Origin of the sequence: Mycobacterium simulans, from assembly GCF_900232995.1 — a bacterium.
Classification (GTDB): Bacteria; Actinomycetota; Actinomycetes; order Mycobacteriales; family Mycobacteriaceae; genus Mycobacterium; species Mycobacterium simulans.
This window is the reverse complement of the sequence record NZ_OCVX01000003.1, coordinates 2066568-2082623: the sequence shown is the minus strand read 5'-3', so window position 1 is coordinate 2082623 and position 16056 is coordinate 2066568. Positions and strand designations below refer to the sequence as shown.

Here is a 16056-nt window from a genome sequence, read left to right as displayed (position 1 = left end):
GGGGCCGCACTCTGCGGGGGGCGCGGCCGGGGGTGTGGGGGGGTGGGCCGGGGTGCCCCCCCCGCGCGGGGGGGGCGGCCCCCCCCCCGGGACCGGGGGCCGCCGCGGGGGGCCCCCCCCCCCCCCCCCTCCCCGCCCGCCCGGGCGGCCCCCCCCGCCCCCCCCCCCCCGGCCGCCCCGCCCGCGCCGCCGGTCCCGGGGGTGCGGAAGAATCCGCCGGCCCCGCCGGTGCCGCCGAGGCCAACGGGCGCGCCGCCGGTGCGGCCGGCAAGGGCGGTGCGGCGGGCACCCCGAGCGGCAGCCCTGGATCCGATGGGAGCCCCGGCTCCGCCGGCGCGGACGGCCAACCCGGCTAACGCCCTAAGTCATCAGGCCGATCGCCGAGAAGTTGCGTTCCCGATCCCGGCCGGCGAAATAATTCTGCAGGGTGGCGCTCAGCAGCTCGGGCTCCCAAGCCGAGCCGTCCGCGCTGAACTGACGCTCCGCGCTCGGCGGGGCAACCAACGTCACCCGGGGACCGTAGACGATGAACACCTGACCGCTGACGTCCGCGGCCGCCGGGGAGGCCAAGAACTGGACCAAGGTCACCACGTGCTCCGGTGATAACGGGTCGATCTGACCCTCGGCTACGTCCGGCGCTTCGCCGAAGACGTCGGCCGTCATCGCGGTGCGGGCACGCGGGCAGATGGCGTTGGCACACACCCCGTAGCGGCCTAATGCGCGTGCTGCCGACAGGGTCAGCGCAGTGATACCCGCCTTGGCGGCGCCATAGTTGGCCTGACCCACGGGGCCGACCAGGCCGGCCTCCGACGAGGTGTTGACGATGCGCCCGTATATAGAGCCCTCTTTGGCTTCTTTGGCCTTGGCGCGCCAGTACGTTGCCGCGTTGCGGGTGAGCAGGAAATGGCCACGCAGGTGCACGGCGATGACCTGATCCCAGTCTTCGTCGGACATGTTGAACAGCATCCGATCTCGGGTGATGCCGGCGTTATTCACCACGATGCCCAGTCCGCCCAACCCGTCGGCCACAGCGATCAGTTCGTCGGCCGTGGCACGCTGGCTAACGTCGCCGGCCACCGCCACCGCCTTGGAGCCAGCGCTCGTGATCTCGTCAATGACGTCTGAGGCATCCAGCGCTGTCGCGATGTCATTGACGACGACGGTGGCGCCCAACCGGGCGAGGCCTATCGCCTCGGCGCGGCCCAGCCCCGCGGCCGCACCGGTCACCGCCGCGACCTTCCCGGATAGATCGGTCGCGTTCGTGCTGCTAGTCAATTTATGAATACCTCTAGTTTGTGGCTAGTCTTCACGCAGTAGCGCAGCGCGTGGGCATTCGGCGATCGCCTGCTCGGCCAGATCTTCCTGGTCCGCTGGAATCGGATCGGTCTTAACGACGGCATAGTCCTCGTCGTCCAGATCGAAGATATCCGGCGCAATTCCCAAGCACACCGCGTTACCCTCGCATCGGTCACGGTCCACCTTTACTCGCACGGCACCCTCCTTGACCTTTCGACCGCGGTTCAGTACCTACCCCGTACCTACCCCACCATACGACGATGGGTCCGGCGAAACAGTCGCTGGACCCTCAGACTAGAACGTGTTACAACCGGGAAGACGAATGGGTAGTCGTTGGCATGAGTTACTGACGGCTCCGCTTACTACAAGGACGGCTGGAATGCGCATCAGTTACACCCCTGAACAGGAGGAGCTGCGTCGCGAGCTGCGGTCGTACTTCACCACGCTGATGACCCCGGAGCGCCGCGAGGCGCTGAGCTCGGTGCAGGGCGAATACGGCGTCGGCAACGTGTACCGGGAGACGGTCGCCCAGATGGGCAAGGACGGATGGCTCACCCTGAACTGGCCGAAGGCGTACGGCGGCCAAGACCGCTCCCCGATGGACTCGCTGATCTTCACCGATGAGGCGGCCATCGCCGGTGCACCGGTGCCGTTCCTGACGATCAACAGCGTGGCGCCGACCATCATGGCCTACGGCACCGATGAGCAGAAGAAGTTCTTCCTGCCCAAGATCGCGGCCGGGGACCTGCACTTCTCGATCGGCTACTCCGAGCCGGGCGCCGGCACCGACCTGGCCAACCTGCGCACCACCGCCGTGCGCGACGGCGACGACTATGTGATCAACGGCCAGAAGATGTGGACCAGCTTGATCCAGTACGCCGACTACGTCTGGTTGGCGGTGCGCACTAATACCGAGGCCAAGAAGCACCGTGGCATTTCGGTACTGATCGTGCCCACTACCGCTGACGGCTTTTCCTGGACGCCCGTGCACACCATGGCCGGTCCCGACACCAGCGCCACCTACTACTCGGATGTCCGGGTGCCGGTGAGCAACCGAGTCGGCGAGGAGAACGGCGGCTGGAAGCTGGTGACCAACCAGCTCAACCATGAGCGCGTCGCACTGGTGTCGTCGGCACCAATCTTCCTGTGCCTGCGCGAGGTTCGCGAATGGGCACAAAACACCAAGGACGACAGCGGCGCCCGGCTTATCGATTCGGAGTGGGTGCAGCTCAACCTGGCTCGGGTACATGCCAAGGCCGAGGTGCTCAAGCTGATCAACTGGGAGCTGGCTTCGGCCCAGGACGAAGCGCCGTCACCGGCGGATGCGTCGGCAGCGAAGGTGTTCGGGACCGAGCTGGCCACCGAGGCCTATCGGCTGCTGATGGAAGTGCTCGGCACCGCGGCGACGCTGCGTCAGGATTCGCCAGGAGCGTTGCTGCGCGGGCGGGTGGAGCGGATGCACCGGGCGTGCCTGATCTTGACCTTCGGGGGCGGCACCAACGAAGTCCAGCGCGACATCATCGGCATGGTCGCGCTGGGACTGCCCCGGGCCAGCCGCTGACCATCTTTGGGAAAAGGACTCAGATACATGGATTTCACGACCACCGAAGCGGCACAGGACCTTGGCGGTCTGGTCGACACCATCGTGGATGCGGTGTGCACACCGGAGCATCAGCGTGACTTGGACAAGCTCGATCAACGGTTTGACCGCGAACTGTGGCGCAAGCTCATTGACGCCGACATCCTGACCAGTGCCGCGGCGTCCACGCTGGGCGGCGAGGGTTTCGGATTGCTCGAGCAGGTGGCGGTGCTGGTTGCGCTGGGTCACCAGCTGGCCGCAGTGCCGTATCTGGAGTCGGTGGTGTTGGGTGCGGGTGCGCTGGCTCGGTTCGGGTCTGATCGGCTGCACCAGGACTGGGGCGTACCGGCGGTCAACGGCGAGAAGATCCTCACCGTCGCGCTATACGGTGAAATGGGTGAGGGGCCGGTGCAGGCCGCCGCTGCCGGTAATGGCTTCCGGCTCACGGGAACGCGCACCCAAGTACCCTTTGGTCCGGTGGCGGACGCCTTCCTGGTGCCCGCCGAAACCGATTCCGGCACAGCGGTTTTCCTTGTTTCCGCCGAAGACCCAGGGGTTTCGGTTACGGCACTGCAGACCACCGGCCTGGGTAGTGTCGGGCATCTGAAACTGGAGGGCGTTGATGCCACACGACGGGTCGGCGGGGGCGAACTGGCTTCTTGGCTCGGCACGCTAGCAACCTTGGGCCGCACCGCGTTTCAGCTCGGGGTGCTAGAACGAGGATTGCAGCTGACCGCCGAGTACGCGCGTACCCGTGAGCAGTTCGAGCGCCCGATCGGTAGCTCCCAAGCCGTTGGGCAGCGGCTGGCCGACGGCTACATCGATGTCAAGGGGTTGCGGCTGACGCTCCCCCAAGCCGCCTGGCGGGTATCCGAAGACATTCCCGCCGACATCGACGTGGCAACCGCAGCGTTTTGGGCGGCCGAAGCCGGGCACCGAGTGGCGCACACCATCGTGCACGTGCACGGCGGTGTCGGTGTCGACACCGATCACCCGGTTCATCGCTACTTCTTGGCTGCCAAGGAGATTGAGTTCGGGCTGGGCGGTGCAACCGGGCAGCTGCGGCAAATCGGTCGCGAGCTGGCGGAGGCTCCCGCCTGAGTAATGTGAGTCCGACCGACCCGACCGTCAGCCGGCTGCTGGTGCCGCTGGCCGAAATCGACGACCGGGGCGTCTATTTCGAGCATTCATTCACCAGCTGGCGCGACCACATCCAGCACGGCGCCGCGATCGCCGCGGCGCTGCGTGAACGTCTCGACCCGGAACGTCCGCCGCACGTCGGCGTGTTGTTGCAAAACACACCGTTCTTCTCGGCGATGCTAGTGGCTGCCGGGATGTCGGGAATCGTTCCGGTAGGCCTCAACCCGGTGCGCCGCGGCGCGGCAATGGCCCGCGACATCAGCCACGCCGACTGCCAACTCGTGCTCGCCGACACGGAATCCGCTGCGACACTGACCGATATCGAGCATGTCAACGTCGATTCCATCGAGTGGGCCGAAGAGGTTGCCGCACAAGCCCCTCCAAGGGATACCGAGTTACGTTTTCAATCCGCCTCGCCGGCTGACCTTTTCATGCTGATCTACACCTCTGGGACCAGCGGCGACCCGAAGGCGGTGAAATGCAGCCACAGCAAGGTGGCGATCGCCGGTGTGACAATGACGCAGCGCTTCGACCTTGGCCGCGACGACATCTGTTACGTGTCGATGCCGTTGTTCCATTCCAATGCGGTGCTGGTCGGCTGGGCAGTTGCAGTTGCATGTCAGGGCTCAATGGTGTTACGGCGCAAGTTTTCTGCCTCAGGTTTTATCGCCGATATCCGCCGTTACGGCGCCACTTACGCCAACTATGTGGGCAAGCCGCTGTCGTACGTGCTTGCCACACCCGAACAACCTGACGATGCGGAGAACCCGCTGCGCGCGGTGTATGGCAACGAGGGTGTGCCCGCCGATATCGAACGTTTCGGCCGCAGGTTCGGCTGCGTCGTTCAGGACGGGTTCGGTTCCACCGAAGGAGGGGTGGCGATCGCGCGTACCCCCGATACCCCGGCGGGCTCGTTGGGTCCGCTGCCGGACGGGATCGCGATCGTCGACCCCGACAGTGGCGAACGTTGCCCAGTCGGGGTCGTCGGCGAATTGGTCAACCTCGCCGGGCCGGGTCGCTTCGAGGGCTACTACAACGACGAGGCCGCCGAGGCCGAGCGGATGGCCGGCGGTGTTTACCACACGGGCGACCTCGCCTACCGCGACGAGGCCGGCTATGCCTATTTCGCCGGACGGCTCGGCGATTGGATGCGGGTGGACGGGGAGAATCTCGGCACCGCACCGATCGAGCGGGTCCTGCAGCGCTATCCCGGCGCCGCCGAAGTTGCGGTGTATGCGGTGCCCGACCCGGTGGTCGGCGACCAGGTGATGGCCGCGGTCGTGATGACACCCGGCGCGGAATTTGATGCCGACAAATTCAGGGCCTTCCTGGCCGACCAGCCCGATCTCGGGCCCAAGCAGTGGCCGTCGTACGTCCGGGTCAGCTCGGCGCTGCCGCGTACCGTGACGTTCAAGGTGCTCAAGCGGCAGCTGGCGACCGAGGGCGTCGACTGCGGCGATCCCGTGTGGCCAATTCGGCGTGCCTAAGTCGCCCGGCGAGGGCGCGACCAACACAGGATCGTCCGGCATATTTGACACACATATATCAGCGGAATGGCCCAATGAGCTGCCCAGACGCGATACGATCCGCGCCTAGCCGATTGCATCGATGAACTGCCTGGCCGACGTTGCCAGGTCGCCTTTCGTTAGAGCGAGGTGCCGGATGTCGTATGTAGTTGCTGTGCCCGAGACGGTGGCGGCGATGGCCACCGATTTGGCCAGTATCGGCTCGACGATTACCGCCGCCAACGCGGCCGCCGCGGCACCCACAACGGCATTGGTGAGCGCTGCCGCCGACGAGGTGTCGGCAGCCGTAACCGCGTTGTTCTCTCAGCACGCGGCGGGCTACCAGGCGCTGGCAGGGCAGGCGGCAGCGTTTCACAGCCAATTTGTGCAGGCTCTCAACGCGGGTTCCTCGGCGTATGCAACTGCCGAGGCGGCCAACGTCTCGTCGCTGCAGGCGGTCCTTAGCGCGGCGGCTTCGCCGGTGCAGACATTGCTATCGCGCCCGCTTATCGGCAACGGCGCGAACGCGACCACGCCGGGCGGCGACGGCGGCGACGGCGGGTGGCTGTACGGCAACGGCGGCAACGGTGCCGCGGGCGCGCCGGGCCAGGCCGGCGGCAAGGGCGGGTCCGCCGGGCTATGGGGTAACGGCGGCGCAGGGGGCGCCGGCGGCAGCGGCGGCGCCACCGGCGGCGCCGGCGGCAATGGCGGACTGCTCATCGGCCAGGGCGGCCCGGGCGGTCTCGGCGGCGCGGGCAGCGCCGGCGCCGGCGTCGGCGGCGCCGGAGGTCACGGCGGCAACGGATCCCCGCTGATCGGCGCCGGCGGTGCCGGCGGTGCCGGCGGCATCGGCGGCTCAGGTGGCGGCACCGGCGGCCTCGGCGGCAACGGCGGCAACGGCGGGTTCCTGATCGGCCAAGGCGGGGCCGGCGGAGCTGGCGGCATCGGCAGCCCCGGTGTCGTGGGGGGCAGCGCCGCCGGTAACGGCGGCACCGGCGGAAACGGCGGCGCCGGCGGCTTATTCATGAATGGCGGCGACGGCGGGGCCGGGGGCCAAGGCGGCGACGGCGGGGCCGGCAAAGCCGCCGGCGGCGTTGGCGGAACGGGCGGCAACGGCGGACTCGGCGGCAATGGTGGCGCCGGCGGAGCCGGAGGTGCCGGCCCGGTGCTGTTCGGCCATGGTGGTGCCGGCGGCCTCGGCGGCCAAGGCGGCACCGGCGGCACCGGCGGCGCCGGCGGCAACGGTTCCACCGTCATCGCGGCCGGTACGGGAGGCGACGGCGGCACCGGCGGCGCGGCCGGTCCCGGCGGGAGCGCTGGCACCCGAGGCATTCTCACCAGCGCAGGCCTGCCCGGTGGCGTCGGCGCCGGCGGCACCGGGGGCACGGGTGGCGCCGGTGGTAACGGGGCCAACGGCGTCGCCGCCGTCGGCGACGGCGCCAGCGGCAACTCCGGATTCGCGGGCGGTGCAGGTGGCAAAGGCGGCACCGGCGGTGCCGCGGTGACCGGCGGAGTCGCCGGCAACGGCGGCACCGGTGGAAGCGGCGGCCTCGGCGGAAGCGGCAGCAGTGGCAACGACGGGGCCGCCGGCGGCAACCCCGGAGGCAAAGGCGGCACCGGCGGACAGGGCGGCACTGCCGGTGCCGGCGGCCTCGCCGGCGCCGGCAGCGGCGGCCACGACGGCAGTGCCGGTGCCGGCGGCAACGGCGGTCTCGGCGGCAATGGCGGCAATGGCACCGCAGGCGGCAATGGCACCGACAACACCGGCACCCCCAACGCCGCGGGCGGAAACGGGGTAGCGGGAGCCGCGGGAGGCGAAGGAGGGGCTGGCGGCGCCGCTGGCGGCGCCGGCGGAACCGGCGGCAAGGGCGGCACCGGCGGCAACGGTGGCGATGGCGGCAGCGGCGGGCACGCCGGCAACAACAGCACGAACGCCCCCGTCGGCGGTAAGGGCGGCGACGGCGGCCAAGGCGGCGCGCCCGGCGCGGGCGGCGCCGCCAACGGCGGCACCGCGGGCGCCCAGGGCACCGGCGGCAACGGCGGCGCCGGTGGCGCCGGTGGTGGCGGTGGCAACGGCGCAAACGGCATCAACCAACTGGTTAACAACGGCCTCCCCGGTGGAAACGGCTCCGTGGGCGGTGCCGGCGGTGACGGCGGCGCCGGCGGGGTTCCCGGCGCCAATGGCGGTATCGGTGGCACCGGGGGTCTCGGAGGCACCGGCGGCACCGGCGGAAACGGCGGCCAAGGCGGCGGCGGTCTACCCGGCACCGGCGTCGCGCCCGTCGGCGGCACCGGCGGCAGTGGCGGTGCAGGCGCCAACGGCGGCAAAGGCGGCGCAGGCGGCAACGCCGGTGGCCCCGGCGGCAACGGCGGCACCGGCGCGACGGGCGGCGCCGCCGGCGCTGGCGGCAACGGCGGCACCGGCGGCATCGGCTTCACCGTCAACGCCGGCGTCGTGACCCCGCCCGACGGCGGGGTCGGCGGAACGGGCGGCAACGGCGGCATCGGAGGCCAAGGCGGCGCAGGCGGGTCCGCTAGCACCAACGGCGTCGCCGGCGGCGGCGGAACCGGCGGCGCGGGCGGCAACGCCGGCGTAGGCGGAGGCGGCGGCAACGGTGTGCAGGGGACTCTCGATGCTCTGGCCGCCGGATCCGGCGGCGCAGGCGGCAACGGCGGCAACGCCGGCGCGGGCGGCCAGGGTGGCATCGGTGGGGCCGGGACTAGCGGCGCTGCTGCGGGCGTCGGCGGCAATGGAGGCAACGGCGGCAACGCCGGCGCCGGCGGCAACGGCGGAGCCGGGGCCACCGGTACCGGCATCGTGCCGGGCACCAGCGACGTCGCCGGGGCCGGCGGCAACGGCGGCAATGCCGGCGATGCCGGCGCAGGCGGCCAAGGCGGCACGGGCGGTGCCGGCCTCAGCGGCGGCAAGGGCGGCAAGGGCGGCAACGGCGGACTCGGCGGCGACGGCGGCGACGGGGCCATCGGCACCAGTGGCTCGCAAACCTCCGGACCCGCCTTCGACCCCACGCCTGGTGGCGGGGCAGGCGGCAACGGCGGCCTGGGAAGCGCCGGCGGTGCGCCCGGCGCCGGCGGCGCGCCCGGCGCTGGCACCGGCAGCAGCACAGGCGCTCAAGGCACCGGCGGCAACGGCGGCAACGGCGGAAACGGCGGGGCCGGCGGGAAGGGCGCCGATGCGATCAACCAGGTTGCCCCGACGACGGTGCCGCAGGCCGCGGCCGGCGCCGCCGGCACACCGAGTGGTACGACACCAAGCGGCGGCAACGGCGGCCCAGGCACGCCCGGCAGCCCCACCAGCGGTCCTCCCACCCAGATCCAACAGGGCGGTGATGGCGGAGCGGGCGGCACCGGGGTCAACGGCTCTGGCAATGCAACCGGCGGCCTGGGCGGAGCAGGCGGCGCCGGCAGCGTCATCGCTGGGCCCGGCGGCAAGGGAGGCGCCGGCGGCAACGCATCAGCCAGCGGGGTCGCCCAGGCCGGGAACGGCGGCGACGGCGGCGACGGCGGACAATTTGCGGCCGGCGGGAACGGTGGCGTCGGCGGCAACGTCACTGCCGGAGCCGCTAACAGCACGGCCGGCAACGGCGGCAATGGCGGCAACGCCACCAACGGCAGCAGCCCCGATCTCCCCTACCTCGGAGGCAACGGCGCCGCCGGCGGGGCCGGCGGCAACGGCGGAAACATCCAAAGCGGTGCCACCGGCACCGCCGGCAACGGTGGCACCGGCGGCAACGCCAACGACGGCGCCCTGAACGCCGGCTCCGGCGGCACCGGAGGGGCGGGCGGAACTGCCGGCAGTGGTGGCGCCAACGGCGGCAGTGGCGGCACCGGCGGCGCGGGGGGGGGCGGCGGGGGCGGGGGGGGAGGGGCCGCCGGGGGGGGGGGGGGGGGGGGGGGGGACGGGGGGGGCCCACCACCCGGCGGGGGCCGCGCCCCGCGGGGCGGGGGGGGGCGGGTGGCGACGGCCGGGGGGGGGGACGGCGGCCTGGGCGGCGACGGCGGCACCGGCGGTGTCGGCACCACCGGCATCGCGGGCACCGGCGGCACCGGCGGGGCCGGCGGCGACGCGGGTGAGGGCGGCATCGCCAACCCGTTCGGGATCGGTGGCACGGCGGGTAACGCGGGCGTCGGCGGCGACGGCGGGGCCGGCGGGACCGGCGGGACTGGTAGCACCAGCGCTGGCGCGGGCAGTTTCGGATTCACCGGCGGAAGCGGCGGTACTGGCGGGGCCGGCGGCAACGCCGGCGACGGCGGCATCAATGGCAACGGCGGGGCCGGCGGCACCGGCGGCGACGGCGGAGCCGGCAAAGCCGGAGCGACCGGTCTAGACGGCGGGGCCGGCGGGATCGGCGGCACCGGCGGCGATGGCGGCAACGCGGGCATCGGTGCCGGCGCCGCCGCCAGCGGCGGGATCGCCGGCGACGGCGGTAACGGCGGGGCCGGCGGAGATGGCGGGGCCGGCGCGGACGACGCCATGGGCGGCGCCGGCGGTGACGGCGGCACCGGCGGCAACGGCGGCGCGGGCGGCCTCAACAGCGACCTCCTCAGTAGCGCCGCCAACGGCGACGGCGGCAACGGCGGCATCGGCGGGGCCGGCGGCACCGGCGGCGTCGGCACCACCGGAACCGCGGGCACCGGCGGCACCGGCGGGACCGGCGGCAACGCCGGCGCCGGCGGCACCAACGGCTTCGCGGTCACCGGCAACGCCGGCATCGGCGGCGACGGCGGAGCCGGCGGCACCGGCGGCACCGGCGCCGACGCCACCGTCGCGGGCCAGGACGGCATCGCCGGCGGCCAAGGCGGCCAGGGCGGAGCCGGCGGCAACGCCGGCGACGGCGGCACCAACGGCAACGGCGGGGCCGGCGGGAACGGCGGCAACGGCGGAGCCGGCGAGGCCGGCGCGACCGGTCCGATCGGCGGGACCGGCGGGGCCGGCGGAAAGGGCGGGGCCGGCGGCACCGGCGGCGACGGCGGCAACGCGGGCACCGGCACGGGCGCCGCCGCCAGCGGCGGCATCGCCGGCGACGGCGGCGACGGCGGCGACGGCGGCGACGGCGGCAAGGGCGGTGACGGCGGAACCAACAACGACGGCGGCACCGGCGGCGACGGCGGCAAGGGCGGTGACGGCGGCATCGGCGGCCTCAACACCGACACCGGCAGCAGCGCCGCCAGCGGCAACGGCGGCAACGGCGGCCTCGGCGGGACCGGCGGCACCGGCGGCCTAGGCACCACCGTCGCCGCGGGCACCGGCGGCACCGGTGGGGACGGCGGCGACGCGGGTGAGGGCGGCGCGGCCAACATCGGCGGGACCGCCGGCCATGCCGGCATCGGCGGCGACGGCGGGGACGGTGGGACGGGCGGCACCGGCGAGGTTGGCATCGGTTTCGGCGACCCGGGCGTTAACGGTGGCCATGGCGGTACCGGCGGAGCCGGCGGCAACGCCGGCGCTGGCGGCACCAACGGCAACGGCGGCGACGGCGGCAACGGCGGGAACGGCGGCCCAGGCCAAGACGGCGACGACTTGGCCGGCGGGAACGGCGGGAACGGCGGGAACGGCGGGACCGGCGGCGACGGCGGTAACGCGGGCACCGGCGTGGGCGCGGCCGGCGTCGGCGGCGCTGCGGGCGACGGCGGCAACGGCGGAGACGGCGGCATCGGCGGCGACAACCCCAATGGGGACGGTGGCCAGGGCGGCCAAGGCGGCAAGGGCGGCCAAGGCGGCCAGGGCGGCCAGCCCACCGCGGGCGGTACCGGCGGAGCCGGCGGCAACGGCGGCGTTGCCGGCAACGGAGGCACGGGCGGCAACGGCGGCGCCGGCGGCAACGGCGGCGCCGGCGGCAACGGCGGCACCGGCGGCAACGGCGGCGACGGCATTGGCGCGCCCGGCGGTCTCGGCGGTGGCGGCGGCACCGGCGGCAAAGGCGGCACCGGTAGCGTTGACGGCAATGACGGCACCGACGGCATGGACGGCACCGACGGCACCACCATCTAGCCGCACCGACTAGCGACGGCTACCCCAGCAGTGACGGCACCACGGCGTCGATCAGGTGCGGTCCGGGTTCGGCGAATGCGGACCGCAATGCGTCAGCGAACTCCTCGCAGGTGCTGACACGACGCGCCGGCACCCCCATACCCTCGGCGATCTTGACGAAATCCATTGTGGGACGCGAGATATCAAGTAGATCCAGAGCCTTGGGCCCGGGAGCCGACCCGGCACCGACGCGTTGCAACTCGATCCGCAAAATGTCGTAGGCGCCGTTGTTGTAGATCACGGTGGTGACGTCGAGATTCTCCCGCGCCTGCGTCCACAGCCCCGAAATCGTGTACATCGCCGACCCGTCGGATTCCAGGCATAACACCGGACGCACCGGGGCTGCCACCGCGGCACCCACCGCCGCCGGGATGCCGTAACCGATCGCTCCCCCGGTCAACGTCAGCCAGTCATGCGCCGGTGCTCCGGCGGTGGCCTTCTCCAACAACACACCGGAGGTGTTGGATTCGTCGACGACGATCGCGCCTTGGGGCAGTAGCGCCCCGATCACGTCCGCTGCCGACAGGGAAGTCAAGGCCCCCGTCGGCAGCTGCGGGCGCGACGCGGCCGCCACCGGCGCAACCTTCCCGGGTGTCAGTTCGTCAGCCAAAGCGACCAAAGCCTCTGCGGCACCGCGGTATTCGGCGAGCACATGCACCTCGCAACCCGCCGGGACCAGGTCGCTGGGCGTGCCTGGGTACGCGAAGAACGACACCGGGGACTTCGCGCCCGCCAGCACCAGATGTTTGGCTCCGTCGAGTTGCGCTATGGCAGCCTCGGCGAAATACCCTAGGCGCTCGACGGCTGGCACGCCGGCGCCGCGCTCCAACCGCGTCGGGAACGTCTCGCACAGCAATCGGGCCCCGGTTGCCTCGGCGATCCGAGCGGCCGCGGCCAGAGCCGGCCCGCGGGTGGCGTCGCCCCCTATCAGGATCGTTGCCGGTTCTCCCGAGCGCAGCACCTTGGCTACGGAGCCGAAGTCGACACCCGTCGAGGCCGATGACGGCGGCGCCGCGGCGGGCTGGGCGCCGTCGGACCAGGACACGTCCGCGGGCAGGATCAGCGTTGCGACCTGCGGGCCGGACCGGCTCGCAGCGATCGCGTCGGAGGCGTCGGCCCCGACATCGGCGGCCGAACCCGTCCGGCGCACCCATCCCGAAACGGTGCCGGCGAGCGCATCGATGTCGGATTCCAGTGGGGCGTCGTACTTCTTGTGATACGTGGCGTGATCGCCAATCACCACGACCATCGGCACCCCGGCACGACGCGCGTTGTGCAGGTTGGCCAGGCCGTTGCCCAATCCCGGACCCAGGTGCAGCAATACCGCCGCCGGCCGATCGGCAATCCGCGCGTAACCGTCGGCCGCCCCGGTGGCAACACCTTCGAAAAGGGTTAGCACACCGCGCATTTGGGCGACGGTGTCCAGCGCGGCGACGAAGTGCATCTCGGAGGTTCCGGGGTTTGCGAAGCATACGTCCACTCCCCCGTCGACCAATGTGTTGATCAGAGCCTGGGCACCGTTCATCTGTGAACCTCTCGTTGGGCGAGCCCGAAGACCCGCTCGGCATTGGCGTGCAGGAAGTCATGACGAGCGTCGTCGGACAGCCCTAGATCGTCAAGCCCCGCCAGAGCGTGCGCGTGGCCGATCATTGGGTAGTTGGTGCCGAACAAGACTTTGCGTTGTCCCGTACCGGTTTTCATGAAGCGAATCAGCTCATGCGGCAGTCGCTTGATCGTATACGCCGAGGTGTCGATGTAGACGTTCTCGTGTTTGCGGGCCACCGCGACCATCTCCTCGGTCCACGGATAGCCGACGTGCCCGCATACGATCACCAGCTCTGGAAAGTCGAGGGCCACCTGGTCGATATAGGGAATCGGGCGTCCGGTCTCCGACGGTCGCAACGGCCCGGTGTGACCGACCTGGGTACAAAACGGCGCCCCAGACTCCACGCATTCGGCGAACAGCGGATAGTAGCGGCGGTCGGTGGGAGGCGCGTTCCACAGCCAGGGCACCACGCGCAGGCCGACGAAACCCTCGTTGAGCCGGCGCCGCAGCTCTCTGACCGCCACCATCGGTCGATCCAGATCCACCGCAGCCAAACCGGCAAACCTGTTGGGCTGCAACGTGATCCATTCGGCAACCTCGTCGTTGGAGATCAAGTCCTTGTCATTCGGACCGCGCCACGCGCTGAGCAGGCCGAGGTCGACGCCTCCGGCGTCCATGGCCGCGATGGTCGCCTCGATCGGGATGTCGGTATCCGGGATCGACCCACCGGTCCAGCGCCGCAGCGAGGCCAACATGTCGCTGCGCAGGAACCGCTGCGTCGGATGCTGCATCCATACGTCGATCGTCATCGCGATTCAGACTGTAGACGCGCCACGACGCAATCACGAAGACCGGTCGCAGGTCAACGAGAGCTCCGTGATCCGGTGACGTGCTGCGGCGGTCGCGACAGATGCTGCGGGTCGGCCAATTGTGTCAAGAGCGGCGACGCAAGACACCTGTGGCGCTAACCGCGGCGCTAACAGCGTCGACGGCGCTGTCGGTGCCGCTGATATAGCTGGCACTGACAGGCGCGGCGGGAACCCTGGGCTAGCGGATGCGCTTAAGCGGTTTTCACAATTCTTATTTACAAAAATGCGGACAGCTGTACTAGTGAGGCTAATTAGTTTTGTTAGATAAGCTTTATGGATTCATTTGTGGTAGTATCATGAATTCATTTCCGATCCGATGTGCCACCGCCCCGTCGATCAGAGCCCGTGCCACATGCGACGCTCAGCGACCCGTTTGACCTGGTAGAGCGGGAGACCATCGCCATTTTGTTCGAGCATCACCTCGCACCTGTCCCAACGGTCACATGGACCACATCGGTCCCGCGCGGTGTTTCCTCCATGTTTCCATTAAGGGAATTGGGCAGAAATTATCCGCGAAACGAAGAAAAATAATTCGCTTCACTAATATGCTGATCCGCCGGTCGCGAGTTGAGATGGCGGCTGCAAATCCCGCCTGAGCAGTGGAGCCGCCCATGTCTTACGTGTGGATTTCGCCAGAAGCGGTGGCGGCCGCCGCCGGGGACCTAGCGGAGATCGGCCTGTCGGTCGGTGCGGCCAAAGCGGCCGCGGCGGCGCCCACGTCGCAGGCGTTGGCCGCCGGTGGCGATGAATGTTCGGCGAATATCGCTGCATTGTTCGGCGAGTGTGGGCCGGAGCGTCAGGCGCTCAGGACGCGGGTGCAGTCGCCTGCCAGCGCGACAACCGCCTCAACCGCAACTGCCCGCCGTCGGAATGCTTCCGTGGACGTTGGCAGCGACCACCGACGCCGTCCGGTAGGGCATAAGGACCCTAGGCAACGCGGGCGGGCGGCTCGAACACTGGCGCCCACGGCCTTTCGGAGACGACTCAGGGAGCTGCATGGTGCTGTGCTTGTTCGCCTCGCCCGAATGCATTCGCACCGACGACCAGCCCCGCCAACGCGGCGACGGCAACCGCAACCAGCGAACCGGTCGCCGCCGGTGCCGATCGGGTGCAGCTTCATCCGCAATTCGCGCAGACCGGGTCGCATCCGTGGCCCCAGGCAGCCGCCGAACAGCCGCTGAAGGCGGTGAACGCGCCAACCCAGACGCTGCTTGGACGCCACCTTCGGCTCCGACGACAGGTACGTGGCCTTCGCGGAGCACCTCACTAGGACGAACGAACTATCCCGCTATTCCGTCAAGCCCTCCGCGTCAGCCATCCCGGCGTAGCGCGGAGATTGTGGCCCCCGCTTCCTACCAGTTGGAGCTCGCCTAATGTCGTTCCTTTTCGTATCGCCTGAAAGCGCGGCAGCGTCCGCCGGGGAGTTGGCGAATCTCGGCTCGACAATCGGTGCGGCCAACGCGGCGGCGGCACCCTCGACAACGGAGCTGCTAGCTGCGGGCGCCGATGAGGTGTCCACACGGATCGCTGCGCTGTTTGGCAGCCACGGCTTGGAATATCAGGCCGTCAGCGCGCAGATGTCAGCGTTCCACGAACAGTTCGTACAAACCCTGAGCGCCGGGGTCGGCTCGTATGCGTCGGCTGAGGCGGTCAACGTCGAGCAGGCTTTGCTCGACCTGATCAATTCGCCCACCATGACGTTACTGGGGCGCCCACTGATCGGCGACGGCGCCAACGCGACGACCCCGGGTGGGGCCGGCGGAGCCGGCGGGCTGCTGATCGGTAACGGCGGTAACGGCGCAGCGGGTGTGATGGGCCAAGCCGGCGGGTCCGGCGGGTCCGCCGGCTTGTGGGGCAATGGCGGCGTGGGTGGTGCCGGCGGCGCCGGCGGCGCGACCGGCGGGGCCGGGGGCAATGGTGGATGGTTGCTCGGCGTCGGCGGCTCGGGCGGCACCGGCGGGGCCGGTGGCGGTACGGGCGGCGCCGGCGGTAACGGCGGATTCTTGTGGGGCGGCGGCGGCGTCGGCGGTGCGGGCGGAATCGGCGGAGGTACCGGCGCCGATCAGCCATTC

11 protein-coding genes are annotated in these 16056 nt (G+C 71.0%); 6 read left to right on the top strand and 5 right to left on the bottom strand.

The features are described from left to right. The 3 genes from MSIMFI_RS10050 to MSIMFI_RS10040 all read right to left on the bottom strand — a co-directional run. Nucleotides 1–347: hypothetical protein (locus MSIMFI_RS10050; RefSeq protein ID WP_224770139.1), on the bottom strand; the 347-nt coding region annotated here is incomplete at its 3' end. 13 nt (nucleotides 348–360) lie between these two features. Beyond that, nucleotides 361–1275 carry a 3-oxoacyl-ACP reductase gene (locus MSIMFI_RS10045; RefSeq protein ID WP_191497091.1) on the bottom strand — a complete coding sequence of 305 codons (915 nt, stop codon included), beginning with the start codon at nucleotides 1273–1275 and terminating at the stop codon, nucleotides 361–363. Nucleotides 1276–1299: 24 nt separating this feature from the next. Then, nucleotides 1300–1491 (bottom strand): ferredoxin, encoded by a 192-nt coding sequence (locus tag MSIMFI_RS10040; protein WP_085252606.1) that lies wholly within the window; start codon nucleotides 1489–1491, stop codon nucleotides 1300–1302. 184 nt (nucleotides 1492–1675) lie between these two features. Here MSIMFI_RS10040 and MSIMFI_RS10035 point away from each other — a divergent pair, with 184 nt between their 5' ends. From MSIMFI_RS10035 to MSIMFI_RS10020, 4 genes are all read left to right on the top strand, one after another. Further along, entirely contained in the window at nucleotides 1676–2857 is a 1182-nt protein-coding gene (locus tag MSIMFI_RS10035) for an acyl-CoA dehydrogenase (RefSeq protein ID WP_186244874.1), read from the top strand. 27 nt (nucleotides 2858–2884) lie between these two features. Further along, entirely contained in the window at nucleotides 2885–3976 is a 1092-nt protein-coding gene (locus MSIMFI_RS10030) for an acyl-CoA dehydrogenase family protein (protein WP_191497090.1), read from the top strand. Between the two features lie 5 nt (nucleotides 3977–3981). Continuing rightward, complete coding sequence (gene fadD17, locus MSIMFI_RS10025) at nucleotides 3982–5502, top strand: long-chain-fatty-acid--CoA ligase FadD17 (RefSeq protein WP_191497089.1); 1521 nt, start codon at nucleotides 3982–3984, stop codon at nucleotides 5500–5502. Between the two features lie 175 nt (nucleotides 5503–5677). Continuing rightward, nucleotides 5678–11530: a PE family protein gene (locus MSIMFI_RS10020; protein WP_191497088.1), complete on the top strand. Its 5853-nt coding sequence runs from the start codon at nucleotides 5678–5680 to the stop codon at nucleotides 11528–11530. A gap of 19 nt (nucleotides 11531–11549) precedes the next feature. Here MSIMFI_RS10020 and MSIMFI_RS10015 read toward each other — a convergent pair whose 3' ends face one another. After that, a complete protein-coding gene (locus tag MSIMFI_RS10015) occupies nucleotides 11550–13094 on the bottom strand; it encodes an acetolactate synthase large subunit (RefSeq protein WP_191497087.1) in 1545 nt (514 codons plus the stop codon). Next, nucleotides 13091–13924, bottom strand: a complete 834-nt coding sequence (locus MSIMFI_RS10010; RefSeq protein ID WP_191497086.1) for an amidohydrolase family protein — start codon at nucleotides 13922–13924, stop codon at nucleotides 13091–13093. The genes MSIMFI_RS10015 and MSIMFI_RS10010 overlap by 4 nt, the downstream gene beginning before the upstream one ends. Before the next feature lie 671 nt (nucleotides 13925–14595). On the opposite strand from MSIMFI_RS10010, the gene MSIMFI_RS10005 reads away from it, so the two are divergent. Together MSIMFI_RS10005 and MSIMFI_RS10000 are read left to right on the top strand one after the other, a co-directional pair. Further along, complete coding sequence (locus tag MSIMFI_RS10005) at nucleotides 14596–15165, top strand: PE family protein (RefSeq protein WP_191497085.1); 570 nt, start codon at nucleotides 14596–14598, stop codon at nucleotides 15163–15165. A 192-nt stretch (nucleotides 15166–15357) separates the two neighbouring features. Next, nucleotides 15358–16056: PE family protein (locus MSIMFI_RS10000; protein WP_191497084.1), on the top strand; the 699-nt coding region annotated here is incomplete at its 3' end.

Bases quoted from the DNA above. Each gene is read 5' to 3' on its own strand.
- MSIMFI_RS10010 (WP_191497086.1), bottom strand. From the start codon at position 13,924: ATGACGATCGACGTATGGATGCAGCATCCGACGCAGCGGTTCCTGCGC.
- MSIMFI_RS10030 (WP_191497090.1), top strand. From the start codon at position 2,885: ATGGATTTCACGACCACCGAAGCGGCACAGGACCTTGGCGGTCTGGTC.
- MSIMFI_RS10020 (WP_191497088.1), top strand. From the start codon at position 5,678: ATGTCGTATGTAGTTGCTGTGCCCGAGACGGTGGCGGCGATGGCCACC.
- MSIMFI_RS10005 (WP_191497085.1), top strand. From the start codon at position 14,596: ATGTCTTACGTGTGGATTTCGCCAGAAGCGGTGGCGGCCGCCGCCGGG.
- MSIMFI_RS10015 (WP_191497087.1), bottom strand. From the start codon at position 13,094: ATGAACGGTGCCCAGGCTCTGATCAACACATTGGTCGACGGGGGAGTG.
- MSIMFI_RS10035 (WP_186244874.1), top strand. From the start codon at position 1,676: ATGCGCATCAGTTACACCCCTGAACAGGAGGAGCTGCGTCGCGAGCTG.